The organism is Streptomyces thioluteus (genome assembly GCF_039535865.1).
On sequence record NZ_BAAAXZ010000072.1, the window covers coordinates 1 to 24,012 of the forward strand.

The following is a 24,012-nucleotide window of genomic DNA, read 5'->3' on the forward strand; positions in this document are numbered from 1 at the left end:
GCAACACCCTCATAGTCCTTGGGAAGTTCGTCTGCCAGTGGTCCCGCGGACCCGGTGCCGTACAGCAGCGCGTCCCGTTCGTCCTGGGTCCAGTGGCGCAGCGGCGTGTCGAGAGGGAACACTCCGATGTCGGCGAAGTGGGAGTACCAGTAGCCGCCGGTGGCGAACCCGGGCAGCAGTACAGCGCCCTCGCTCAGGGGCTTGTCCAGGTCTACGAAGCGATCGACGGCGCTGGCCATAGCCTCGCCGAGGCCCGAGCACGTGGAGCACATTCCGGCCGGGTCGTTGAAGGAGAAGCAGGTGGACTCACCGACGTGCGGGGTGCTCACCCGGGAGAACAGGAGCCGGAGGTAGGTCCAGATGTCGGTGATCGTGCCGACCGTGGAGCGGGCGTTCCCGCCCAGCCGCCGCTGGTCGATCACCACCACCGGGGACAGCCCTTCGATGTGACCGACCTCTGGACGCTTCCATTTCGGCAGGCGGTTGCGGGTGTGAGGTGGGTAGGTCTCGTTGAGCTGGTAGCCGGCCTCGGCGGCGATCGTGTCGAACACCAGCGACGACTTGCCCGAGCCCGACACTCCGACAAAGGCCACGACGTGCGCGCGAGGCACGTCGATGTCGAGGTGCTGGAGGTTGTTGGTGCGGGCTCCCCGAATGCGGATGCTGTGCTGCGGCATGGTCAGGACCCTAGGACAGGACGCGGCCGGAAAGTGGCCGCGATTTCTGCGAGACTGTGGACGTGGCCGACGTCATGCAACGGGTCCTCGCACTACTGGCGTTACTGCAGTCGGGTAAGAGGTTCACGGGTGAGGAGCTGGCGGCCCGGCTGAACGTTCCCCCGCGCACATTGCGGCGCGACATCAGCAGGCTCCGTGACTACGGGTACCCGGTCGAGACCCCAACCGGGCCCGGGCGGCTACTACCGGCTCGTGGCCGGGCGGGCCATGCCCCCGCTGCTACTCGACGACGACGAGGCCGTTGCGACCCTCTTGGGCCTGGCCGCTCTCGGCTCGACCGGCAGCGCGAGCGAGGGCAGTATCGACGAGGCGGGCCGTCCGCGCCTACGGCAAGGTGGACCAGTACCTGCCCAAGCGGCTGCGCCCTCGCGTGGCCGCGCTGCGTGCCAGCCTGGAGACGATGCCGACGCCCGCCCCAAGCCCCAGTGCCGCGACGATGAGCACGCTTGCCGAGGCGATCGCGCACGAGCACATCGTGACGTTTCCATTACACCGGGGCGACCGGGAAGGCCACCACTCGTCTGGTGGAGCCGCATCGCCACGTCCATCTTCACCAGCGCTGGTACCTGCTGGGATGGGACATCGACAAGGAGGACTGGCGTGTGTTCCGCCTTGACCGGCTCAGCGAACTCCGGTCACAGAGCCGGAGGTTCTCGCTCCGCCCGCTGCCGGCCGGGACCGGCATCGACTACCTCCGCGAGGGCATCAACAAGCACCGGCAGCGCGTGGTGCTGACCATCGACGCCCCCATGACAGCGGTGGCCGAAGCGTTCACCCGGCAGGACGTCGTTCTCACCGCGTCCGCCGGAGGCGGGACCCGCGCCGTGCTCATGCTCGACTGCTGGCAGTGGCTGCTACCGGCCCTCGCCTTCCTCGACGTCGAGTTCACCGTCGAGGAACCCGAGGAATTCCGCGCGGCACTCCGGCAATTCGGAGCCCACCTCGTCCGCGACCGACCCCCCGTCCCGCCTCCCGGCAGCGGCAGCATCACGCGCCCGACAGCTCGATGACCACCCGGATCGCCGACTCCAGCGCATAGTTCATGGACCCACCGTTGGGCTCGTACGCGGTGTGCTCACCGGCGAAGTGGATACGACCCTCCGGACGCCGCGCGTGCTCCATGAGTTCGTGGTGCCCCCTCTCCGGGAGGATGTACGCGCCTTCGATGTAGCGCTCGTCGTCCCAGGCGATCGACGTCCCCAGCTCGAAGTTCTCCCGCGCCCCGGGGAGGATCGGCTCGATCTCGCCGAGCGCGAAATCGATCCGCTCCTCCGGGCCCATGCTCGCCACCGCCTGGGCGGACCAGCCGCTGGTCCAGCACTCAAGGATCTTCCGACCCTCCGTCCGCCGCGGCGTGGCGTCCCGCACCGTGCCGATCGGGCCGTCCGTGGACAGCATCAGCTGCCTTCTCCGGCAGAACTGCCGACGCATCTGAGGGAGATACGGCTGGCCGACGCATATCGCAGCCGGCGCAGACGCGTCTCTCCACTGACAGACCGGCCATCGCAAGGTTGATGCGCCGTATCCGCGCGAACGGCGCTAGTTGGTGACGATGACCGCGGTCCGCAGTCATCGTCTGCGAGCCGGTTGCGATCGAGGAAAGTACACCTGTGCCTCATGATCGTCCTGCGCGATCCGCACCACAGGGCGCCGGTAGACGACGTGGTCACGCGATCTGCCGGCCAGGGCGCGCGGGCGAGCGTATCGGTACCGCCCTTGATCTTGCTCCACTCGGTATCCCTGTCGAGTAGGGACCGTGGACCCGACTCGTAGCGGGCCCACGCCCTCGCCGACGCGGAGCCCAGTTTCTCCCCGCGCATACTCCAGGAAGAAGCGGCTCGATCAGGTCGATGGCGGCGGCGGAGGCGCCCGTTCCTCGAGCACTTCACGGACCGACAGCGGTCGAGTTCCAGGAGTTGAGGAGACATGCTCCAGGTCGGCGACTGGATTTCGGGCCGATCTCCTTGTTCGGCCCTGTGAGTACTTGGCCACCATCTCATCGATGCTCAGTCCTTCTCGTCGGGTTCAGGCCGAGAAGGGAGGCATGGTCGGCCGTCTTGTCCGGCCGTATTCGGACACCGCCGTGGTAGTACGAGAAATCCGTGTCCACGAGGTCGCTGGGCTCGGTCTCAAGACCCATCTCCCGCAGGTATCGAACGGTGTAATCGCATTGGTTCGTCACTGTCATCGCGCCGGCCTCGGAGTACAGGCCGTCGGAGAACGGCGCGCGCAGGGTCCTGGTCCGGCCGCCGGGGCGGTCGGATGCCTCGAGCACCGTGACGCGCGTGCCTTGCTTGATCAGTTCGTATCCGGCACCGAGGCCGGCGAGCCCGGCACCCACGACGATGACGTGATCGATACCGCTGTGAGGTGGGAGGCCGTCGTCGAAGGCTTTCTTCGTGTCTTTCTGCGTCGGCCCGGTCACTGTCGTCCTTTCGTCGAAGGCGCCGGAACGTCCGGTGCCGGATGGGGTGTTGCGCGAGGTGCCCGGAGCACACCAGCCCGGGGCCGGCTACGGTTCACACCAGCCGCACAGCCGATGTCACACGCAGGCGGTGGCCCGGGCCGCGGCCGCGGGCTCGGCAACACCGGGGAGGCCTTCGCCGCGCAGCACCGCGGTCAGGGCCTCGGCGGTGAGGGGAGTGAGCAGGATCCCGTTGCGCCCGTGCCCCGTGGACGCGAACAGGCCTTCCGGGCCGACGGGGCCGAGCAGTGGTGTGTTGTCCTCGGTGCAGGGCCGGAACGAGGCAGCGGTCTCCTCGAGGGCGTAATCACCTATGCCGGGAAGCGCTTTCTCCACGTCGGCGAGCAGGTTGCGGACCCCACCGACGAGCACGTCGGGGTCGAAACCGGCCTCGTACTGTGTCGCCCCGACCGCCAGCCGGCCTCCGGTGCGTGGTATCACATACACGGGCCGTCCCTCGACCGCCGTGCGGAGGGTGTGCACCGGGGGCGGCGGCGACGACCGCCGGGCACGGATCCGAATGATCTCGCCCTTCACCGGCCGCACCCGGTCCGCAAGAACCGGGTGCAGCGCCGACGACCAGGCCCCGGCCGCCACCACCACGCGGTCGGCGGCGAGCTGTCCGCCCTCGACCTCGACACCGGTCACCCGCTCGCCGTCGTCCACCACTCGGGTGACCCGCGCGCGGCAGGTCACCACGCCCCGGGCCGCGCCGGCGGCGGCGAGCGCCACAAGCAGGGTGCGGGGGTCCACGGCGAGGTCGCCGGGGACGGACAGGCCCGCGCGCACCGACGGGCCGAGGGCGGGCTCACGGCGGCGTGCCTCGGCCCCGGTGAGGAGCTCGATCCCGTGGTGTCCCCGGTCCTGGAAGTGCTTCGCCATCCGCTCCAGAGAGGCGACATCGGCGGAGTCGAGGGCCACCTGGAGCATGCCCTCGGTCCGCAGGCCCACCGGGCGGCCGGCGTCCGCCGCCACCGCCTCGGCGAATGCAGGCCAGCGCGCCACCGACGCGGAACCCAGGTCGAGGATCTCGGGCTCCCCCGCCCACGCCTCGGTGACCGGCCCGAGCATGCCTCCGGCCACGCGCGATGCCCCGGAGCCGGGGTCGGGGTCGACCAGCACCACTTCACCGGCCACCTTCTCCCGCGCCGCGGCCCAGGCCACTGCGGCGCCGACCGCGCCCGCGCCCACGACGACCAACCGGTCCCGTGCCGCCGCGGCCGACAGCTGTTGGATCCCACCGTGGGGCGCGAGGCCCTCGGCCACGGCGGCCTTCGTCTCGTTCTGCGTCGGCCGGGACACGGTCGTCCTTTCGTCGGAGGAACCGGAACACCGAATGCGGAGTGGGGGGTTGCTCAGCACATCAGGGCGACCTCCCGGCATCGTTGGTGGCGGGTGCCGACGCGACCGGGACGGGCTGACCGGACGGCGCGGCACGCTGCCGGAAGTCCGGGGCGAGGGTCAGCACCCCGACGAACGCCATGATGGCGCCGATCCACAGTGGTGCGGCCAGGCCGATCCCGGTATCGATGCCCAGACCGCCGAGCCAAGGCCCGATGGCCACGCCGACGTTGATGGCCGATCCATTGAGAGCGTTGACCAGTGCGCCGTTGTTGGACACCGACATGACGCGGGCGGCCATCGCAGGGTTGAGCGGCAGCCCGACCAGTCCAAGCAGCGCGGTGGCGACGACCGACGGCACCTGGTGGTGGAGCACCAGCGCGAAACCGGTGAGGACGATGGTCAGTGCGATGAGCCCGCCGAGCAGGATGGGACGCGTGTAGCGGTCCGCGAAGCGCCCGACGAGGGTGTTGCCCACCACGGTCGCCACACCGTACATGGCGAACAGCACGGGAACCGCAGACGACGAGAAGCCGCCGGCGTCAGTGAAGACCGGGGACAAATAGCTGAACCCGGTGACGGCCGACCCGATGACGAGGGCATTGGTCGCATACGCGCCCCACAGCCGCCCGTTGCGCAACACCCGCATCTCCGAGGGGAGGTCGAGCGTCTGGCTCTCCCGGCCGCCCGGCACCTTCAGCACGACCGCGACGATGCACAGCAGGGCCAGGGCGTCGACGATCCAGAAGCTTGCCCGCCATCCGAAGTGCTGCTCGATGACGGTCGCCGCGGGAAGACCGACGACCTGAGCCACCGTGATGCCACCGTAGAGGACCGACATCGCCCGGCCACGGCGCTCGGGGCCGACGAGTTGTACGCAGACCGCGGCGCCCACCCCGAAGAAGGCCGACGCGGCCAGCGCCGTCAGCACCCGCGCCACCACCAGCACCCAGTAGTCCTGGGCCAGTGCGCCGATCATCTGGCCGACGACGAACACGACGAGCAGCCAGATCAGCGACCGCTTCGGCGGGATCCTGCGCATGGCGACGGTCAGCAGCGGGCCGCCGACGACCATTCCGAAGGCGTAGATCGAGATCAGGTACCCGACGGCGGCGACGGAGACGTGGAGTTCGCCGGAGATCCCCGGGATCAGTCCCGCCACCATGATTTCCGTGGTGTTGAGGGAGAAGATCGCGATCCCCAGCACATACACGGCGACAGGCATGGCGCTCACTTGGCCGTCGGCAGGGCGAACGCGCTCCACCGGTTGCCGACGGGGTCGAGGAACTGACCGATCACCAGGCCCTTGGCGTCGGAGACCGGTCCCATCAGCCGGCTTCCGCCGGCCGCCGCGACGCGCTCCAGCAGTTCCGGGGACGTCCGCGACACGCAGCGTGGGGATCGCGTAGTCGGTCGCACCGTCCATGCCGGACAGGTCGAGGACGCCGCCGATCTCACCCGGCAGTCCGGGCACCAGGATGCTGTAGTAGGCCACGCCTTCGGCTGATTCGTCGCGTTCGGTGGTCCAGCCGAACGCCTCTTGGTAGAACTTCCGCGTCGCGGCGAAGTCGGTGGTCCCGATCTCGAAGAACGCGGTCGCGTTCAGGCCCGGTGCCGCGCCGGGAACGGCCGGGATGCTCGGGGCCGCGGGTTCCAGCAGCCCGAGCCGGTTTCCCCGCACGTCGATGACCACCGCATGGACGTCGCCCGCCGGCGTGCGCCCGGGCCCCTCGGCGAGCGTGGCGCCGAGCGGCTCCAAAGCGCGGACCGCAGCCGCGACGTCCGGGCACAGGACGCTGATGCACAGCGCGTCCTGATCGCCGCGGCGCAGCGCCCCCATGCTCGTCCCGGCGCCGGGTGCGGTGATCGTGCAGTATGCGTCCCCCACTCCCGGACGAGGCGAAATCCCAGCCGCAAAGCTCCCGGTAGAACGTCCGGCTGAGCGACGGTTCGGTGGCGGTTATCTCGAACCAATCCACCCTCGCCGGGTGCGCGTTCGACGTGCTCATCAACTCTCCTGACTTCTTGGAGCGCTCCTGGGCTGCTGCGCTCCGCGGCCCGTTGCGTTACGTGACGGTCGACCGGATCAATCGCCGCCCGCACAGGGTCGGTTGACCGGATCTGGATGCTGTGCCGCGGCGTGCTCAGGACCTTAGGGCACGATGAGGTCGGAAAATGGCCTCGATTTCTGCGGGACTGCGGTCCGGGTTCATGACATGGGAATCGGTCATCGAACTACGCCGTGGGGCACCGTGTCCGAGGCGTCGCATGCAAGAGAACCGGAATCCGGGGGCTCAGTGCGTCAGATCGAGGCTCACATGGGAGGTCTCGAGCCAGAAGTTGAGCCGCACAGGAGTCTCGTCCCGGAGCGCTCGCTTCGTCATCGACGACGGCTCGCCCGGCGACTCGTCGAGCTGTGCGTGCACCGCGTCGAGGTCAAACAGCGGCAGCGCCGGCGAGTTCGGTTCCGCGACGATCTTCTGCAGCTCCTGACGCATCGCCAGGTCGTAGCCGAAGTCCTGGGTGGACGGGTAGGGGGCCTTGCGGCGTTCCACGATCGACCGGGGCAGGAGGTCCTCCGTCGCCGCACGCAGCAGGCTCTTCTCCCGGCCGTCGAAAGTCTTCATCGACCAGGGCACGTTGAAGACGTATTCGACCAGGCGGTGGTCGCAGAACGGGATGCGTTCCTCCACGCCATTGGCCATGCTGAGCCGGTCCTTGCGGTCCAGGTTGATCGGCAGGAACCGTGTCAGGTTCAAGTAGGTGGCCGCCCTCATCCGACGCTCCGTGTCGCTCTCGCCCTCCAGACGCGGGACCTCAGCGAGGGCTGTCCGGTACTGATCGGTGATGTACTCGGAAAGGTTCAGGTCCCGGGCCAGGTCACGGTTGAGGAAGGCGGTGGACTGCTCCTCGACCGTCTTGTCTCCGAGAGCGTGCCAGGGAAACGTGTCCGCCCGTACGGCCCGCTGGTCGTGGAACCACAGATATCCGCCGAACAGTTCGTCCGCCGCCTCGCCGGACAGGACGACGGAGCACTCCTCGCGAATCGCCTGGAACAGCAAGTAGATCGAGGGGCCGTGGTCCCCGATGCCATAGGGCAGGTCCAGGGCTTTCCACGCCGCGGACTGCGTGTCCGGGGAGGTGAGCGCCGCGGTGTTCAGGACCACCTTCCGGTGGCTGGTCCCGACGTGCCCGACCAGTTCCGCCACGAAGGGCGCGTCCGGATCCGCGCGGAGCGGCTCCGGCCTGAAATTCTCCACGTGGCCGACGAAGTCCAGGGAGAAGGTCCGCAGTTGCCGGTCCCCGGTGGGGTCGAGGGCGTTCTGCGCGAGGGCGGTGAGCGCGCTGGAGTCCAGTCCCCCGGACAGCAGGCTGCACAGCGGGATGTCCGCCACCAGTTGCCGGGCCACGGTGTCCTCCAGCAGCTCGCGCACCGTCCGGACGGTCGTCGCCCTGTCGTCGGTGTGCTCCCAGGACGACAGTTCCCAGTACTTCTCCTCACGGCGCCGGCCGTTGCCGACCCGGAGGAGGTGACCGGGCCGAACCTCATACATCCCCTCCAGGGGCGTCTGGCCCGGGATACGGAGGAAGGAGAGGATCTCCCGCAGCCCGTCCAGGGACAGTACGGCCTTGCTCTCCGGGTGGGCGAGGATCGCCTTGGGCTCCGAGCCGAAGAGCAGACCGTTGCGGGTCGGGTAGTAGAACAGCGGCTTGATGCCCAGGCGGTCGCGGTACAGCAGCACCTCGTCGGTACGGTCGTCCCGGATCGCGAAGGCGAACATGCCGTTCAGCCGCTGTACGAAGTCCGGCCCCCACTCCAGATACGCCCGGAGAACCACCTCGGTGTCGCACCGGGTGCGGAACTCGTGGCCGTGCGCCTGGAGTTCTCCGCGGAGTTCCTGGAAGTTGAACACCTCGCCGCTGTAGCAGACAGCGGCCACGGGCGTTCCGTCAGCCGTCGTCTCGGGAGTGACCATGGGCTGGGCACCGTTGGCGGGATCGATCACCGCCTTGCGCCGGTGCCCCAGAGCCGCGTGCCGACTCAGCCACACCCCTTCGTCGTCCGGCCCACGCAGGGCCAGGGTGTCCACCATCCCCTGGACGACGTGGCCCTCGGTGGTCAGATCGCGGTCGAAATCAACCCAGCCGGTTATTCCGCACATCACACTCTCCTCTGACGTATCTGAAACGTGGACGCATTCGGCCGCCGGATCCCGGCTGGAATGGCGGGCGTCAGGCAACGCGGACCGGCAGTGTGTCGAGGCCCCGCGTGATGCTGTTCGGGCTACGGGTGGGCTCACCGGCAAGCTCGAGCCTCTCCACCCGCTCGGCCAGCGCGCGGAAGAGGGCGTGCGCCTCCATCGTGGCGAGCGCACGACCGGGGCAGTTGTGGACGCCGAGGCCGAATGCGACGGTGTCCGAGGGGTTACGGCGGACCCGGAAACAGTCGGGGGCCGGGTAATGGCGCTCGTCCCGGTTGGCCGAACCGTAGGAGAGCACCACTCTGGCGCCCGCGGGGATCGTCACGTCGTCGAGCTCCACGTCACACGTGGTCACGCGGGCGAACGACTGGACGGGGGCCTCCATGCGCAGTCCTTCGAGGAACGCACCGGGGACGGCCTCCGGGTCCCGGCGGACGTCCGACCACTGATCCGGGTTCCGCGCAAGGAGCCACAAGGTGCTGGAGATACCGGCGATGGTCGTGTCCACCCCGGCGCACGCGTAGGCGCTCATCGTCATCAGCGCCTCGCTCTCCGTGATCTCACCGCGCTCGACGGCCGCCCAGACGATCTGGCCGAAACTGCCGGGGAGCAGCTTCCCGGGCGTCGCCTTGGTGGTGAGGTACTGCATCAGGTCCTGCACGTCGGGCAGCGAGGAGGCCTGGAAGTCACCGGCGGGTCCCATGAAGTTGAACGCGCCGAGTGCCCAGTCGAGGATCTCCTCCCGCTGGTCGTCACGGGGGAACCCGATAAGGTCCAGCACGATGTCCACCGGCAGCTTGCGTGCGAAGTCCCGGACACCGTCGAACTGCCCCCGCCGTACAAGGTCGTCGACCAGCTTCCCGGCGAGGTGCGCCAGGTCACCGGCGACCTGGCGCACATACTTCGGGCGGAGGGCCTCGTCGAAGACCTTCCGTACCGCCTTGTGCCGCGGCGGGTCCATCCCGAGGATCGAACCGTCCATCAGCTCGTTCGTTCTCGGGTTCATCGCGACGCCCTCGGCCGAGCTGAACCGCTCCCAGTCGACGAGGGCCGGGCGGACGTGTTCGTACCGGAAGAGGCCGTAGAGGTCGTACCGGGTCAGGTAGACGGCAGGGCCGAGGCCGCGCAACGCCGCATAGTGGGGATACGGGTCCATCAGCGTTGCGGTGGAGAAGAGTTCCACATCGCTCTTGGGTACCAGGCCCGACGGGGCTGTGGTCATCTCTGGGCTCACTCCCGATGGTGTGAGTAGCGGTCCGGAGGGCGCGCGGAAGGCCGGGGTGCCTCTGATCGGCGCCGGCGCTCAGCTCGGCCGCGCCGCGAGGTCGTAGAAGCAGATTCGGGGGCCTGCGCCGGGGCGGGGTGTAGACCTGACGGCACTGCAAGCGGGACTTCTCGAAGACCTCGAACCATGCGGACCGGTCCCGGGGAAGGCCCTGTCCGCTCAGCACATGGATCAGAAAGAAGTCGTCGTCGTTCTCCCGGCCGTCGAAACGCAGCTCCGGCTCACCGATCAGCAGGACCTTCAGCTGCGGCAGCATCGTCGCCATCTCGTCCAGGAGGTCCACGACGGCCTGTTCACCATGCCGGAAGTGCTCGTGCAGCGCGCTCATCATGCACAGACCGTCGGCTTTCGGTGCAGACGGCCGGCCAGGTCTTGGGGGCGAAGGCGTCCCCCACGACGAACTCCACCCGGTCCGCGACCCCGGACCGCCGGGCCAGATCGTTCGCCCAGGCGATGGCGTTCCGGTCGATATCGATGCCGACGCCTGTGAGCGACGGGTCACGCAGACAGGCGTCCACGATCAACTGCCCGCCACCGCAGCCGACGTCGAGCATGCGCTTGACCTTGCGGCCCTGCATGGCCTGGAGCACGACCGGTGTGTGGAAGAAGGAGAACAGCGTGCGCAGTGCGCCCCGAGCGCACCTCCGTCACGGACGACGTCCTTGCCGTAGACCGCCTCACCGGTCAGCAGCTCACCGATCCGGCTGGTCACCACCGCCGTAGGCCTCGACGTAGATCCCGAGGCGGGCCAGCGAGATGTCGGGTGGTGAGGAACTCCCCGAGCCGGGTCAGGAAGTACTCCTCACCCTGGATCTGAAGGATGCCACGATTCACGAGGTAGCGCAGAAGGCCGGCCCCGATGTCCGGGGTGATCCCGTCCAGCAGGCCGTTGCCGGGCTGCCGGGGCCCGTTGCGCAGCCGCTCCAGCAGCGGTGTGGGTGGACAACGCGTGCACCGCGTGGCAGACGTGCATGGCACTGATCATCTCGGGCAGGTCGGACAGCGTGAACTTCTGCCATTCCCGCCGCTGTTCCGCGTCCTGCAACTCGACGACCGGTGGCATGCCGTTGACGAGGGTCACGAGCTACCGTCCTTTCAGGGATGGGAGGAAGTCGGATTTCATGCGCATCCCGCGTACGCGTGTCGCCCACGGGGACTGGCCGCCGCGCGGACGAACTCCCCGTCCGGGGTGAGCCCGGTCGCGCAGATCCGTCCGAGCGAATAGGCCGGCACGAGTTCGACTTCGTGGCCGCGTCGCCGGAGCGCATCGACCGATTCCGGGTCGCAGGTCTCCTCGGCCACCAGCACCCCGGGGCGGTAGGCGTGCGGGGTGAAGGACGCGGGGACCTGGTCGGTGTGGAAGGCCGTGGTCTCGGTCGAGTGCTGGAGGTCGAGCCCGAACTCGACCGCGTTGAGGAAGAATTGCAACGTCCACTGGTCCTGCCGGTCGCCGCCGGGGGTTCCGAAGGCGAGCAGAGGCCTGCCATCCCGGAGCACGATGGTGGGGCTGAGCGTCGTCCGTGGCCGCTTCCCGGGCTCCAGCGAGTTCGGGTGGCCGGGGACGAGGTACATGGACTGGCCGCGGGTGCCGAGCGGGAATCCGAGGCTGCCGACGGCCGGCGAGCTCTTCATCCAGCCGCCGCTGGGCGTCGCCGCCACCGCGTTGCCGTACCGGTCTACCACCGTGACTGTGCACGTGTCGGCCTTGGCGGTGGTGGCCCGGAGGATGGTCGGAAGGCCGTTGCGCAGTTGGGACATCACCTCGGAGTCGGGCTCAGTGTCGTCCGGCGTGGGGGAGGGACGGGATGAACGGGGTGCGTCCATCTGGGGAACCCGGCCGCAGGGTGAGCACAGCGGAATCACCGACCAGAGCGCGCCGCTGCCGCGTGTACTCCTCGCCCAGCAGGGTGTCCAGCGGCACATCGGAGAAGGCGGGATCGCCGTACCACGCCTCACGGTCGGACATGGCGAGCTTCGTGCACTCCACCACCGTGTGCAGGTAGTCGGCGCTGCCCTGTCCCATGGCCGGCAGATCGAACCCCTCCAGCAACGCGATCTGTTGCAGGAACACCGGACCCTGCGACCACGGCCCGGGCTTGAAGACCTGGTGGGGGCCGTAGGCACGGCTCGTCGCGGCCTGGACAGTCGGCTCCCAGCGGGCCAGGTCCTCCCCGGTCAGCAGTGCCCGGTTCCGTAGGCCGGTCGCGTCGAGCATCGGCCCCGAGGCGAGGAAGTCGGAGATCTCCTGCGCCACGAAGCCCTGGTAGAAGGCGTAACGGGCGGCCTCGATCTGCGCCTCGCGGTCCGGCGACGCGGACTCGGCGGTCTTCAGCAGCCGCTGGTAGGTCTGGGCGAGCGTGGGGTTGCGAACCGGCTGCCGACCGCGGGGGCCGGGCCGCTGGTGAGGTAGGCCCGGCCGGATCCGGACCACTCGTCCCGGAACAGCGGGGCGAGCGTGGTGATGGCCAGTGCTGTTTCGGGGAGCAGCGGGAAGCCGTCCGACGCGTAGCCGATCGCCGGTTCGAGGACATCGGCGAGGCGCATAGTCCCGAACTCGGAGAGCAGCCGCATCCACCCCCCCGAACGCGCCCGGCACACAGGCGGGCAGGAGTCCGGAGCCGGGGATGCTGCTCAGGCCGAGCCGCTCGAAGGCCTTGATGTCAGCGGCCTGCGGCATGGGGCCCTGCCCGCAGATCTCCTGGACGTCGTCGTGTCCGGCCTGGTGCGCCAGGATGGACACATCCCCGCCGGGGCCGTTGAAGTGCGGCTCCACCACTTGGAGGACGAAGCCGGCGGCAACGGCGGCGTCGAAGGCGTTGCCGCCGTTGGCGAGGATGCGCATGGCCGCGGACGACGCGAGCCAATGGGTACTGGCGACGGCACCGATGGTGCCACGGAGTTCCGGCTTGGACGGCAGCATGCAGCTACTCCCAACTGCTCGTATGACGTATTCGGGTAGGAGCCGTGAGGCGCGGCCACGGCACTGCTAGCCGTTCCGGAAGATTCCGGGGCCCGGCGTGAGGATGCCATCGGGGTCGTAGCGCTTCTTGGCGGCGCTGAAGGCGGGCCAGGCGTCACCGAAGTGGGCGCGCCAGTCCTGCGCCGTGAACCGCACGGAGCCTATGGGGTAGAGCACGGCGCCATAGTGATCGCGTGCCCGGGCGAACCAGCGGTCGTTGCGGTCCAGCATCTCCTCGACGTACCCCGGGTCAGGCGTTCGGGAGCCGGCCGTGGTGTTGACGTCGAGGACGTACACCCATGGCGATCCGTCCGGCTCCGGCCGCGGGGGATGCGGCCTGCCGAGGTGAGCCCGCCGCTGCGCGTAGATGAGGCTGATACCGCAGGGCCCCAGGTCGAGTTCGGTGAGTGTCGGGTGAACCTCGGCGATGTAGTCCTCCATGGCGTTGCCGGGCAGCCACACGTCGTACCAGGGATTGGCGAACATGTCCCAGTCCGCGGTGTCCCGCATCTGGTCGACGAGGCGGTCGATCGTGGAGATGTACTCCAGGTAGGAACTGTCCTCGACGGCCGGCGGGGCTGACACGCCCTCGACCGCCACCTCGTCACGGGGCGGGTCGGCGGGGTCGTAGACAACCGTCGCGTACAGCTGGTGTGTTGGCTCGGCGCCCGGAGGCTGCAACGTCGCGTAGACATGGTCGATGCACGGCCGCTCGATGAGCATGCGCAGGTCGCGGAAGAACGCGGCATTGTCGGTGTAGCCCAGCGTGTAGGTACGGGCACGTTCCTTCGCCGGGACGAGTTCGAGGACAGCCTTGGTGATCACAGCACACTGGCCGAGGCCGCCGAGGGGCCGCCTCGAACAGGTCGGCCTTGTGATCCGCGGAGCAGCGCTCGATGTCGCCCGTGCCCGTCACCACTTCCAACTCGCGTACGTGGTCGCCCTGAAGGCCGGTGTGCAACGCGCCGACGATCCCGCCGAGACCGCCGACCGAGAGCGTGCCGCCCACGCTCAGCGAGGTGTAGGCGGTGACCACGGGCGGCGTCAGCCTCGGGCGAGTGCCGGTGGGCAGCGGTGACCAGGTCCTTCCAGAGGACCCCTGCATCAACCTCGGCGATGCCGGAACCGATGGAGTGGATGCGGTCGAGGGACCGGCTGTCGATGACCAGTCCGTCGGAGAGACTCTGGCCGAGGGTCGTACTGGCCCGGCCCCGGACCGACACCGTGATGCCGTGTGCGCGGCAGAAGCGGACCAGCGCGGCGACATCCCGTGCCGAGCGGGGCAGCAGCACCGCACCAGGCCTGCTCGTAGTGATGTTGCCCAGGTCGGTGGAGTACGCCTGCCGGGAAGCCTCGTCGACCAGGAGATCACCCTCCAGGGCGGGTACGGCGGCGAACGGCCGGGCCTTTTCACTCGTCGTGCGCTCCCGGGACGAGACCCAGAGTCGCTCGACCGGATCGAATCCCGTGACTTCGGCATTCCCCGGGGAATCCGGGCGAATCATTTCTCATTCTCCTGACCTGTGATGCCGGTTCGACTGCCGATGACTTCCACACGTCATGCGCGTCTCGACCCTCCCTGTCGGACAACACTTGTCCTGCCGTTTTCCGTTACCGCCGAGAATCGTAGCCGGGGGCGGCACGGAAAACCTTCGGAGATCCCTAAACTTACTGTCAGAGGTTTTTTAAATCACTTGGGGCCGGGTACGGAGCATCATCCGGGGCACACGGATGCATTGTCACCGGAGCACTCGCGGCCGGCGACGCTCCCTCTTCGCCCTCCGTGTCCCGATGACCACCGCACGGCGGTGCTGCGCGGATCAGCGGGACATCCGATCGAAGATCGCGCAACAACGACGCCCTACAGGGACTTGAGACTGTCTTGAACATCCTCTGATTGTCTCGGACGCCATCGGCGAAAGAACATTTCCATGCCGGCCTGGGCGCCTCATCGTGAAGGTTCCGAAGGCACCGGCCAGCTTTGCGGCAGGGGCGGATGCGCCAGCCGACTCTTCGCGACGAAAGGGCACCGATGAACACGCTTGCCATCGCCCCTAAATTCCACCACGTCGCCATACAGACCGATGACGTGGAATCCACGATCACGTGGTACCGGGAATTCCTCGGGGCTACGGCGGAGTGGTCGCTCACCAGGTTCTCTCCGCTCACCCACTCGCGCCTCCCCGGGATCAGGAAGCTGATCGAACTGAAAGTGGGGGACGTGCGGTTCCACATCTTCGACCGGGCCGGTCACACCCGGCAGGGGCCCCACCCTCTCGGTTACCAGTTCCAGCACATCGGGATCACCGTGGACAGCCACGACGACCTGGTCGTGCTTCGCGACCGCTGGTTGCGGCTCCGCGAAGAACGCCAGGACATCAGGTGGAGCCGGGAGGAGCAACCGTCGGACATAGTGACCGACGACGACGGGATGCAGAGTCTCTACATCCTGGACCCCAACGGCCTCGAAATGGAGTTCATCCACTTCTCGGGCGAGGCATCGTGAACGACGCCCGGGGACGGCGGACGGGATCCCGCCAGGACGATCTTCAAGTACTCCAGTTACGGCCCCTGTTCCTACCGATGCCGGCCACGAGTTCGAACCGGCGGCCGACGAGGTGCTCGACAGTGGCGCAATGGACCAAGCCGTCCCGGAATACAACGTGTTCGGCTCCCATCCGGTCGAAGTGGAGCGGACCTTTTGGTACCGGTGGATCGTCGGGCACCAGCTCTCGTTTGCTCTGTGGCGTGCGATGTACGAGGTCGTCGGGCACTCCCCCGACACGGTGCCGAGCCCTCCTGAACTGGATCTGCTGGCCGCCTGCGTCGATGCGTACAGCGCGATGCTGATCTACTCGTCGACGGTGCCCCGAGGCCACTACCACAGCCATATCCGGCGCCGTATGGCACTCCAGCACCCGGCGATCAGTGGCACCTGGGCCCCGGACTACCGGCCTGTCCGCCGCATCTTCCGGGGCAAGTTGCCCTGGCAGGGCGATCCATCGTGTGAGGCTCTCGGCAAGGCCGTGGCGCGGAACGCCGCGACCCACGACTACATCGCCGACCATCTCGTGCCGGACGGGCCTTCCCTCCTCCAGCAGTCCATAGAAGCGGCGGGCGTGACCGTCTCGCGGGAAAAGGAAGAGCTGTACGACAACTTCTTCCTCACGGTGCGCCGCCCGGTCAGCCGCGTCCAGTTCGTCGATCAGCTCCGCGCACGCGTCGCCGGAGTGGGTACGGACCTCGCACGCAACGGCCTGTACCCGAACGTCGGGGGTCACCATCATCCGGTCGTCACCGGGCAATCCGGCGGCCTCATGATGACACTGGTCCCCGGCGCGCTCCGGGCCCTCGACGAGGCGATCGGGCTGGTGACCGCACAGCAGGTCCAGGGCGTCGGCGCATGAAGCACGGCGTCGTGTTACTCCCCGAGCACGAGTGGAAAGCGGCGGCCCGAACGCTGGCGGGTCGCAGAGCGACTGGGGTACGACCACGCCTGGACCTACGACCACCTGATGTGGCGCTGGCTTGCCGACCGCCGGTGGTACGGCTCGATCCCGACACTCACCGCCGCCGCCATGGTGACCCACACCATCGGGCTCGGCATGCTGGTGGCCACCCCGAACTTCCGCCACCCCGCAGTGCTGGCGAAGGACCTGGTCAGCGTCGACGACATCGCGGGAGGGCGTCTGATCTGCGGGCTGGGCGCCGGTGCCCCCGGCTACGACGCGAAGGTCCTCGGCGGCACACCACTTCGCCCACGGGAACGCGCCGACCGGTTCGACGTGTTCGTCGAGCTGCTCGACGCCGTACTCGTCCGCGGCGACGTCGATGCGACGTCGCCCTGGTACACCGCGTCCGGGGTCGCCTTCCATCCGCGTGCCGGAAACGGGCCGCGGCTGCCGTTCGCGGTGGCCGCGACCGGGCCGCGGGGCATGGCGCTCACCGCGCGCTTCGGACAGTACTGGATCACCTCCGGCCCGCCCGCCGACTTCGGCATGCGGCAACTGCGCGAGGTCATGCCGGTGCTGAGGGAGCAGATGCACCGGGTGGACGCGGCCTGCGAGCATGCGGGCCGGGATCCGGCCACGCTGCGCCGGCTGTTCGTGGCCGATGCCGCAGTGGGGCGGGATCACCAAGTCGCTGGCCGCCTACGAGGACGCCGCCGGTGAGCTGGAGGAGGTCGGCTTCACCGACTTCGTCGTGCACTGGCCCCGCCCCGAACCTCCGTACCAGGGCGACGAACGGGTCATCGTCGCCTTCGCCGAAAAGCAGCTGCTGGGGGGACGATGCAGGTGACGACGGTGGACATGTTCGGCACCGCCCCCGGCCGAGGCAGTGTGCTCAACGTGCTCGTGCCGGACGGCCCTTGCGACGACGAGGCGGTCGCACACGCCGCCGCGCATGCCTGCACGACCGACCAGGCGGTCGAGAGCGCGCTGGTCAGCGAGTGTTCCCGGGCGGAGCGGACCTTCGCGTCGCGGATCTTCAACACCGGCGGAGAGAAACGCCGTTCGGCACACACTCGCTGGCAGGCGTGGCCGCCCTCCTGGTCAGCAGGGGCTACCTCGACCCAGGTGAAGTGGGCCGTACGGCCGGGGCCGGATACCAGTGGCTGCGGACCGACGGCCACGTGGTCGAAGTACCGTTCAGCGGGCCGGTCGTGGACCATGAGATTCCGGCCGATCCCGCCGTGTTCGGTTCCTACGGCGGCATTCCTCGGGTGAGCGGGATCAGCAGGGGTTCACCTTCCTCCGGGTCGCCGACGATCCTCGGGCTCTGCCCGCTCCGGACGCCGCGCGCCATGGCGGAGCTAGGTCTCACCGACCTCACGCTCTTCCGATGGGACCCGGAGCACCGGGAGATCCTGGCGCGCGTGTTCGCTCCCGGGTTCGGGCTCCCGGAGGACCCCGGATGCCTCCCGGCGGCGGCCGCGCTCGGGCTCGTCCCACTGGGCTTGGGCGACGGCAGCAACGCGCCGGTGACGATCCGCCAAGTGACGCGGCGCGGCACCGAGTCGGTTCTGCGCTCCACCGGCTCGGTGCGGAGCGGCACCGCCGAGGTGCGGGTCACCGCGCGGGTCTGGGTCGGCGGGGACGGCAGCGACGACGACCGGAGGGTGACCGGGGGATGACGACACAGCCGGAGTCCAGCACGTCCACGAGACCCACGGGCGGGGACCACCCTCAGGATAAGGCGCGGTGCCGCGAAGGTCTCGACCCGTTCTTCTCCTCCGCGCACGGCTTCGCCACCGACGGCAAGGTGCACCTCAACGGTAACTCGCTGGGCCCGCCGCGGGACGGGCTGACCGGCGAGCTGGAGAACGTCGTGCACGGCCAGTGGTCCGCGCGTCAGGTCCAGGGCTGGTTTCGCGACGGATGGCTGGACCTGCCCCGGACGATCGGGGACAAACTCGCGGCCCTGCTCGGCGCGGCGCCCGGGCAGATCGTGGTGGCCGGGGAGACGACCTCGACAACCCTGTTCAACGCGCTGATCGCCGCGTGCCGTCTGCGCGAGGACCGGCCCGTGCTGCTCGTCGAGACGTCCTCCTTCCCCACCGATCTGTACATTGCCGACTCGGTGGCCCGGCTCCTGGGGCGCCAGGTCGTCACCGAATCTGGCGGGGGCTTCGACCTCTTTCTGCAGGAGAACGGCACACGGGTGGCGGCGGCGGTCGCCGCGCCCGTGGACTTCCGCACCGGGGAGCGGCGCGGGATCGGGCCGACTACCGCGCTGTGCCACGCCGTTGGCTCGATCTCGGTGTGGGACCTCAGCCACGCCACGGGCGTGCTGCCGGTCGATCTCGACGCCAACGACGTGGACCTCGCCGTCGGGTGCGGATACAAGTACCTGGGGGGCGGCCCAGGGGCGCCGGCATTCCTGTATGTCCCCTTCCGACTCCAGCAGGCGGTGGACCTCCCACTGTCCGGATGGCACGGGCACGCCCGGCCCTTCGCCATGTCGCCCACGTTCGAGCCGGCTTCCGGCATTGACCGAGGGCGCACCGGCACTCCCCCGCTGCTCAGCCTCGTAGCCCTGAACCACGCCCTCGATCCTCTGCTCCATGTGGGCATCCACGCGCTGCACCGCCGCAGCCGGGAGCTGGCGGAGTTCTTCCTGGAATGCCTTGAGCTGAGCCGCCCTGATCTGCTGGAGCAGCTCGTCTCTCCTCGGGACGCCGACCGCCGGGGCGGGCACCTCGCGCTGCGGATTCCGGGCGCCGAGGGGGTCGAGGAGGCATTGGCCGAGCGCGGCGTACTCGTCGATTCGCGGCCGCCGGACCTGGTCCGCTTCGCCTTCGCTCCGCTGTACGTGACGCGCGAGCAGGTGCGGCACGCGGTCCACCACCTGTCCGACGTAGTGAAGGAGGCACGATGACCCGGGCACATGAATACGTCGCCTATGCCCGCATGGATGAACTGCACGAGCTCCAGCAGCCGCGCACCAATGCCCGGGCGAGCTGAACTTCCTCCTGATCAGTCATGTCAAGGAGCTGCTGTTCCGTGCCGTGTACGACGACCTGGACCAGGCACGCCAGGCGCTCCAGAAGGACGACGCGGTCGGCGCCTGCGTCGCGCTGATGCGTGCGACCCGTACCCAGCGGGTGCTCGTGGCCTGCTGGGAGTCGATGAACGGCATGTCGGTCGACGAGTTCGTGGCCTTCCGGCACGTGCTGAACGACGCCTCAGGTGTGCAGTCCTTCGCCTACCGTGGACTGGAGTTCGCGATGGGCAACCGGCCACCCCACCACGTGGAGTCGGCCTATGCCGACGGTTACAAGTCACTGCGCATCGAGCTGTCCAAGCCCTCGGTGTACGACGCCACACTGGCCTACCTGGCACGGCGGGGCTTCGTGGTCCCGGCCCGCTGCGTGGAGAAAGTGCCGTGGCAGCAGCACGAGCCGGACCCCCTCATCGAGGACGTCTGGCTGGAGATCTACCACGATCCGCACAAGTACTCCGACGAGCACCGGCTGGCGGAGTCCTTGCTGGAGGTCGCCTACCAGTTCTCGTACTGGCGCGGCGCCCACCTGCTCGTCGTGGAACGGATGATCGGCGGCAAGAGCGGGACGGGAGGCAGCGACGGCGCGTCCTGGCTCCGGGAGATCAACGAGCACCGTTTCTTCCCCGAGCTGTGGACCTTCCGCACCCGTCTCTAGGCAGCGCTCGCGCCGCGTCGCCGCCGAGAACCGGCGACACCCTCTGACCGCGGCGCGTGACGCCAACACGACTGCCGGAGGAACACGTTGAAGGAATACGACACCACCCTGTTGGGAGCCGCCTGATGAGGAAGCCGGTTGATCTCAGTTCGCTCGTCCCGGTGTTGTTCGGATTCGCTGCTTTCCAGCAGCTGCGAGCAGCATCCGAACTACAGCTGTTCGAGTATTTGACGCTGAACGGCCCCTCCAGCAGTGACGAGGTCTCCACCGGGCTGGGGCTGCCTCCCAAGTCCGCACGAACACTGCTGCTGGGCACGACGGCGCTCGGTCTCACCGAGCGCACGGGCGACCGGTACACGCCGAGCGAGACACTGCGTGCCGCGATCGACGACGGCACATGGCCTCATATTCGCAGCATCATCGACTTCCAGCAGAGAGTGTCCTATCTGCCTGCGCAGGAGTACGCCGAGTCGCTGCGGACAGGCAAGAACCTGGGTCTGAAGCACCTGCCCGGCACAGGGCGCGATCTCTACACCCGGCTGGAGGAGAACCCGGAGCTGGGGAACCGGTTCTACCGGGGCATGCATGCCTGGTCGGAACTGTCGAACCCGGTGCTGGTGCACCAGGTGGACTACCGGTCGGTGACCAAGGTGCTGGACGTCGGCGGTGGCGACGCGGTCAACGCGATCGCCCTGGCGCGAGCCCACCCGCATCTGAAGGTGACGGTGTTCGACCTGGAGGGCGCCGTCGAGGTGGCCCGGGACAACGTCGAGGCCGCCGCTCTCGGCGACCGGATCGACGTGGTGGCCGGCGATATGTTCGCCGAGCCGATGCCCCACGGATACGACCTGGTGCTGTTTGCCCACCAGTTCGTGATCTGGTCGCCGGAGCAGAACGCGACCCTGCTCAAGCGGGCCTTCGAGGCGCTGTCCCCCGGTGGCCGGGTGGTCGTCTTCAACGCGTTCGCCGACGACGACGGTGCCGGACCGCTGTACACCGCGCTGGACAATGTGTATTTCACCGTGCTGCCGTTCGAGGAATCCACGATCTATCCCTGGTGCGAGCACGAGGAGTGGCTCGCCACCGCCGGGTTCGTGGACATCACACGTACTCATCACCACGGCTGGACACCGCACGGAGTTATCGAGGGGCGCAAGCCCGGTGAATGAGCCCAGCCCGCTCGACCGGGAGTACTCGCCGAGTTCCGTCGCCCGTGACGCGGCCGGGACCTTGCGGCGGTACCGGGCGCGGAGCGACGCCGCACGGGCACGCCTCGAGGTACGGGCGGCGGTACCGTACGGGCCTGCCACCGTCGAGCGCTGCCATGTGTTCCCCGCTTCCCCGGCCTCCAGGACGGCGGCCGGGGTGCCGGCCCTCGTTTTCGTGCACGGCGGTCACTGGCAGGAGTCCGGCATCGAGGACGCCTGCTTCGCGGCAGAGCACACCGTGGCGCACGGGTGTGCCTTTGTGGCGGTGTCCTACGGGCTGGCACCGGCTCGGACTGTGCCGGAAATGATCGTTTCGGTGCGGGCAGCCCTGTCGTGGCTGGCCACGTTCGGACCGCTGTACGGGATTGACCCGGACCGCATACACGTGGCGGGCAGCAGTGCGGGAGCCCACCTGCTCGCGGCGGCGCTCGCGCACAGCACGGCTCCGTGGGTGCGCAGCGCCTGCCTGCTCAGCGGTCTGTACGACCTCGGCGAGATCCCCCATACCTACGTCAACGACGCCGTCGGCCTCACTCCGGGGCTCGCCCGCGAGTGCAGCCCGCTGGCAATGCCCGCGCCGAGGTGCACCGAGGTACTGCTCGCGACCGGCGAGCACGAGACGGGGACGTACCTGCGCCAGCAGAAGGAGTACGCGTCGCACCTCGCCGCCCTCGGCGTCCCGGTGAGCACGCACACGGTGCCCGGCCGGGACCACTTCGACCTGCCGTTGGACCTGGCTGACCCGGCGACGCCGTTCGGCCGTATCAGCCTGCGTCACCTGGGCCTGGCGGAATCCCACCTCGAATAAGGAACGGTGACTTCACGCGATGAGACACCCAGCAACCACCACGCCGCTCCGGACCGCGACGACGGACGCCGTCACCGCGACCGAGGCCACCACCATCGAGACGATCGCCGGCGCGTTCGAGCGGACGGCACGGGAGTACCCGGCGCACGAGGCGCTCTCCGACGGCGGGACGACGACCCTGACCTACAGCGAATTGGACGCCCGCAGCAACCAGATCGCGAGGGTACTGCAGGACCGCGGGCTCACCCCGGGTGAGTACATCGGGGTGCACTTCGATCGCAGCCCTGCGACCTACCAGGTCTTCCTCGGCATCCTCAAGGCCGGCCTCGTGGTGGTCCCGTTCAACCCCCGTCACCCCGCGGAACACACGTCGCGGATGTGTGCATGTCGCAAGGCCGTCCCTGACGGTGACGGGTGCCCGGGCGGCGGACGGCATTCCGGCCGGAACGTGCGTCCCGCTCGACAGCCTGCTCTCCGAAGCCGCTGCGGCGTCCGGCGCGGCCGTACGGTCCGGGGTGGACGCGGAGGCGCCGGCGTTCCTCCTGTTCTCCTCGGGCTCGACGGGCGAGCCCAAGGGCGTGGTCATCGCCCATCGAGGTATCGCGCGAGTGTCCCGTCACCTGACCGGCTTCACGCCCGGGCCCGACGACCGGTTCCTGCAGCTCGCGCAGCCGACCTTCGCCGCATCGACCACCGACATCTGGACCTGCCTGCTGCGCGGCGGCCGGCTCACCGTCGCTCCGCAGGACGTGCCGCAACTCGGTGAACTCGCGCGGCTCGTGGAACGCGAGCGGATCTCGGTGCTCAACCTCTCCGTGGATCTGTTCAATCTGCTCGTCGAGCATCACCCGGAGGTTGTCGCCCAAGTCCGGTCGGTGATCGTCAGCGGTGACTTCCCGTCGGCACGGCACATCGAGCGGGCGTTGGCCGCCGTCCAGGACGGTGACCTGTTCAACGCCTTTGGCTGTACGGAGAATTCCGCACTGACCGCGGTGCACAAGATCACCCCGGAAGACCTGTCCACGGCCGAGATCCCGGTCGGGCGCTCCATGCCGACCGTTGAGATGACGGTGCGGACGGAGACGCTCGCCCCCTGCCCGCCCGGTGAGATCGGTGAGCTGTGCATCGCCGGCGACGGCGTCGCGCTGGGGTATCACGGTGATCCGCTGCTCACGGAGCGGAAGTTCGTCCGGCACGAGGGCCAGTGCCTGCTTCGTACCGGCGACCTGGCCAAGCTGACCGGGGACGGCGAGATCGTGCTGGCCGGACGCACCGACCAGATGGTCAAGGTCCGTGGGTTCCGCGTCGAGCCGCGGCACGTCGAGATGGCCGCCGAGACGGTGCACGGCGTCGCGCAGGCGGTGGCCCAGGCCGCGCCCGGCGACGGGGCGGCGGACCAGCTCGTGTTGTGGTGCGTGCCCGAGCCCGGCCACCGCCTCGTGGAGCGGGATCTGCTGGAGGAGCTGCGCGGGCGTCTGCCCGACTACATGGTCCCCTCGGCAGCGCTGGTCCTCGATGCCTTCCCGCTCAACGCGAACGGCAAGATCGATCGCAAGGACTTGTCCTCGCGCCTCGCGGCCCCGTACCACCGGACGGTCCTGGGGCGGCGACGCGCAGGACAAGCTGGCCGCGGTCGTGGCCTCCACGCTGGCGGAGGTGCGCGGGGGCGAGGAGATCGGCCTCGACGACGGCTTGCTCGAAAACGCGGTCACCTCGCTGCACCTGATCGACCTCGGTGCCCGGCTGGAGGACGTGGTGGGGGTCGCCCTGGCCCCCGGAGAGATCGTCGAGGCCGGCACCGCGCGCGGTGTCGCCGACCTGATCCGCACCAAGCGAGGTCGAGTCTGAG

22 protein-coding genes and 5 pseudogenes are annotated in these 24,012 nt (G+C 68.9%); 14 read left to right on the forward strand and 13 right to left on the reverse strand.

The window, feature by feature from the left end:
- Positions 1-677, reverse strand: a pseudogene (locus ABD794_RS09250) (excinuclease ABC subunit UvrA); the annotation flags it as partial.
- Between the two features lie 74 nt (positions 678-751).
- Here ABD794_RS09250 and ABD794_RS18750 point away from each other — a divergent pair.
- Both ABD794_RS18750 and ABD794_RS09255 read left to right on the forward strand, forming a co-directional pair.
- Positions 752-1,177, forward strand: coding sequence for a helix-turn-helix transcriptional regulator (locus ABD794_RS18750; protein WP_425585973.1), 426 nt, complete (start codon positions 752-754; stop codon positions 1,175-1,177).
- Between the two features lie 51 nt (positions 1,178-1,228).
- A pseudogene (locus tag ABD794_RS09255) lies at positions 1,229-1,747 on the forward strand (helix-turn-helix transcriptional regulator); the annotation flags it as partial.
- Here the strand turns inward: ABD794_RS09255 and ABD794_RS09260 are convergent.
- From ABD794_RS09260 to ABD794_RS09325, 12 genes and pseudogenes are all read right to left on the reverse strand, one after another.
- Positions 1,725-2,135, reverse strand: coding sequence for an FAD-dependent oxidoreductase (locus ABD794_RS09260; RefSeq protein WP_344962259.1), 411 nt, complete (start codon positions 2,133-2,135; stop codon positions 1,725-1,727). The pseudogene ABD794_RS09255 and the gene ABD794_RS09260 sit on opposite strands and share 23 nt — an antisense overlap.
- A gap of 598 nt (positions 2,136-2,733) precedes the next feature.
- Positions 2,734-3,168: pseudogene (locus ABD794_RS09265) on the reverse strand (FAD-dependent oxidoreductase); the annotation flags it as partial.
- 111 nt (positions 3,169-3,279) lie between these two features.
- Positions 3,280-4,503 carry a glycine oxidase ThiO gene (gene thiO / locus ABD794_RS09270; protein ID WP_344962261.1) on the reverse strand — a complete coding sequence of 408 codons (1,224 nt, stop codon included), beginning with the start codon at positions 4,501-4,503 and terminating at the stop codon, positions 3,280-3,282.
- Between the two features lie 61 nt (positions 4,504-4,564).
- Entirely contained in the window at positions 4,565-6,430 is a 1,866-nt protein-coding gene (locus tag ABD794_RS09275; RefSeq protein WP_344962263.1) for an MFS transporter, read from the reverse strand.
- Positions 6,431-6,836: 406 nt separating this feature from the next.
- Positions 6,837-8,705, reverse strand: coding sequence for an asparagine synthase (glutamine-hydrolyzing) (gene asnB / locus ABD794_RS09280; RefSeq protein ID WP_344962265.1), 1,869 nt, complete (start codon positions 8,703-8,705; stop codon positions 6,837-6,839).
- 70 nt (positions 8,706-8,775) lie between these two features.
- Positions 8,776-9,966 (reverse strand): cytochrome P450, encoded by a 1,191-nt coding sequence (locus ABD794_RS09285; RefSeq protein ID WP_344962267.1) that lies wholly within the window; start codon positions 9,964-9,966, stop codon positions 8,776-8,778.
- Between the two features lie 356 nt (positions 9,967-10,322).
- Entirely contained in the window at positions 10,323-10,619 is a 297-nt protein-coding gene (locus ABD794_RS09290; RefSeq protein WP_344962270.1) for an SAM-dependent methyltransferase, read from the reverse strand.
- 118 nt (positions 10,620-10,737) lie between these two features.
- Positions 10,738-11,007: a hypothetical protein gene (locus tag ABD794_RS09295; protein WP_344962272.1), complete on the reverse strand. Its 270-nt coding sequence runs from the start codon at positions 11,005-11,007 to the stop codon at positions 10,738-10,740.
- A 141-nt stretch (positions 11,008-11,148) separates the two neighbouring features.
- Positions 11,149-11,787: a gamma-glutamyltransferase gene (locus ABD794_RS09300; protein WP_344962274.1), complete on the reverse strand. Its 639-nt coding sequence runs from the start codon at positions 11,785-11,787 to the stop codon at positions 11,149-11,151.
- Positions 11,788-11,803: 16 nt separating this feature from the next.
- Entirely contained in the window at positions 11,804-12,949 is a 1,146-nt protein-coding gene (locus ABD794_RS18755; RefSeq protein ID WP_425585972.1) for a gamma-glutamyltransferase, read from the reverse strand.
- Positions 12,950-13,015: 66 nt separating this feature from the next.
- The gene (locus tag ABD794_RS09320; RefSeq protein WP_344962277.1) at positions 13,016-13,813 is read right to left on the reverse strand and encodes a hypothetical protein; all 798 of its coding nucleotides are present in this window, start codon (positions 13,811-13,813) and stop codon (positions 13,016-13,018) included.
- Entirely contained in the window at positions 13,810-14,493 is a 684-nt protein-coding gene (locus ABD794_RS09325) for an FAD-binding oxidoreductase (RefSeq protein ID WP_344962279.1), read from the reverse strand. The genes ABD794_RS09320 and ABD794_RS09325 overlap by 4 nt, the downstream gene beginning before the upstream one ends.
- Positions 14,494-15,020: 527 nt before the next feature.
- Here ABD794_RS09325 and ABD794_RS09330 point away from each other — a divergent pair.
- From ABD794_RS09330 to ABD794_RS18765, 12 genes and pseudogenes are all read left to right on the forward strand, one after another.
- Positions 15,021-15,494 carry a VOC family protein gene (locus tag ABD794_RS09330; RefSeq protein ID WP_344962281.1) on the forward strand — a complete coding sequence of 158 codons (474 nt, stop codon included), beginning with the start codon at positions 15,021-15,023 and terminating at the stop codon, positions 15,492-15,494.
- Positions 15,495-15,606: 112 nt separating this feature from the next.
- On the forward strand, positions 15,607-16,395 hold the full coding sequence (locus tag ABD794_RS09335) for a hypothetical protein (RefSeq protein WP_344962283.1): 789 nt from the start codon (positions 15,607-15,609) through the stop codon (positions 16,393-16,395).
- A gap of 105 nt (positions 16,396-16,500) precedes the next feature.
- The gene (locus ABD794_RS09340) at positions 16,501-17,160 is read left to right on the forward strand and encodes an LLM class flavin-dependent oxidoreductase (RefSeq protein WP_425585974.1); all 660 of its coding nucleotides are present in this window, start codon (positions 16,501-16,503) and stop codon (positions 17,158-17,160) included.
- Positions 17,102-17,287: a hypothetical protein gene (locus ABD794_RS09345; RefSeq protein ID WP_344962287.1), complete on the forward strand. Its 186-nt coding sequence runs from the start codon at positions 17,102-17,104 to the stop codon at positions 17,285-17,287. Before ABD794_RS09340 ends, ABD794_RS09345 begins: the two co-directional genes overlap by 59 nt.
- Before the next feature lie 238 nt (positions 17,288-17,525).
- Positions 17,526-18,122, forward strand: a complete 597-nt coding sequence (locus ABD794_RS09350) for a hypothetical protein (RefSeq protein ID WP_344962289.1) — start codon at positions 17,526-17,528, stop codon at positions 18,120-18,122.
- Positions 18,119-19,366 carry an aminotransferase class V-fold PLP-dependent enzyme gene (locus tag ABD794_RS09355; RefSeq protein ID WP_344962291.1) on the forward strand — a complete coding sequence of 416 codons (1,248 nt, stop codon included), beginning with the start codon at positions 18,119-18,121 and terminating at the stop codon, positions 19,364-19,366. Before ABD794_RS09350 ends, ABD794_RS09355 begins: the two co-directional genes overlap by 4 nt.
- Before the next feature lie 118 nt (positions 19,367-19,484).
- Entirely contained in the window at positions 19,485-20,147 is a 663-nt protein-coding gene (locus ABD794_RS09360; protein WP_344962308.1) for a tryptophan 2,3-dioxygenase family protein, read from the forward strand.
- 125 nt (positions 20,148-20,272) lie between these two features.
- Positions 20,273-21,316 (forward strand): methyltransferase, encoded by a 1,044-nt coding sequence (locus tag ABD794_RS09365; RefSeq protein WP_344962293.1) that lies wholly within the window; start codon positions 20,273-20,275, stop codon positions 21,314-21,316.
- Positions 21,309-22,163 (forward strand): alpha/beta hydrolase, encoded by an 855-nt coding sequence (locus tag ABD794_RS09370; protein ID WP_344962296.1) that lies wholly within the window; start codon positions 21,309-21,311, stop codon positions 22,161-22,163. Before ABD794_RS09365 ends, ABD794_RS09370 begins: the two co-directional genes overlap by 8 nt.
- Before the next feature lie 19 nt (positions 22,164-22,182).
- Positions 22,183-22,485, forward strand: a pseudogene (locus ABD794_RS18760) (AMP-binding protein); the annotation flags it as partial.
- 85 nt (positions 22,486-22,570) lie between these two features.
- Positions 22,571-23,695, forward strand: a pseudogene (locus ABD794_RS09375) (AMP-binding protein); the annotation flags it as partial.
- Entirely contained in the window at positions 23,679-24,011 is a 333-nt protein-coding gene (locus tag ABD794_RS18765; protein ID WP_425585975.1) for an acyl carrier protein, read from the forward strand. The pseudogene ABD794_RS09375 and the gene ABD794_RS18765, both read left to right, overlap by 17 nt.
- Position 24,012: the final 1 nt, after the last annotated feature.

Excerpts from the sequence above, each read along its gene's own strand:
- ABD794_RS09330 (WP_344962281.1), top strand. The coding sequence starts at position 15,021 with ATGAACACGCTTGCCATCGCCCCTAAATTCCACCACGTCGCCATACAG.
- ABD794_RS09325 (WP_344962279.1), bottom strand. The coding sequence starts at position 14,493 with ATGATTCGCCCGGATTCCCCGGGGAATGCCGAAGTCACGGGATTCGAT.
- ABD794_RS09260 (WP_344962259.1), bottom strand. The coding sequence starts at position 2,135 with ATGCTGTCCACGGACGGCCCGATCGGCACGGTGCGGGACGCCACGCCG.
- ABD794_RS09365 (WP_344962293.1), top strand. The coding sequence starts at position 20,273 with ATGAGGAAGCCGGTTGATCTCAGTTCGCTCGTCCCGGTGTTGTTCGGA.
- ABD794_RS18765 (WP_425585975.1), top strand. The coding sequence starts at position 23,679 with ATGCCTTCCCGCTCAACGCGAACGGCAAGATCGATCGCAAGGACTTGT.
- ABD794_RS09300 (WP_344962274.1), bottom strand. The coding sequence starts at position 11,787 with ATGTCCCAACTGCGCAACGGCCTTCCGACCATCCTCCGGGCCACCACC.
- asnB (WP_344962265.1), bottom strand. The coding sequence starts at position 8,705 with ATGTGCGGAATAACCGGCTGGGTTGATTTCGACCGCGATCTGACCACC.
- ABD794_RS18755 (WP_425585972.1), bottom strand. The coding sequence starts at position 12,949 with ATGCTGCCGTCCAAGCCGGAACTCCGTGGCACCATCGGTGCCGTCGCC.
- ABD794_RS18750 (WP_425585973.1), top strand. The coding sequence starts at position 752 with ATGCAACGGGTCCTCGCACTACTGGCGTTACTGCAGTCGGGTAAGAGG.
- ABD794_RS09285 (WP_344962267.1), bottom strand. The coding sequence starts at position 9,966 with ATGACCACAGCCCCGTCGGGCCTGGTACCCAAGAGCGATGTGGAACTC.
- ABD794_RS09355 (WP_344962291.1), top strand. The coding sequence starts at position 18,119 with ATGACGACACAGCCGGAGTCCAGCACGTCCACGAGACCCACGGGCGGG.
- ABD794_RS09345 (WP_344962287.1), top strand. The coding sequence starts at position 17,102 with ATGCCGCAGTGGGGCGGGATCACCAAGTCGCTGGCCGCCTACGAGGAC.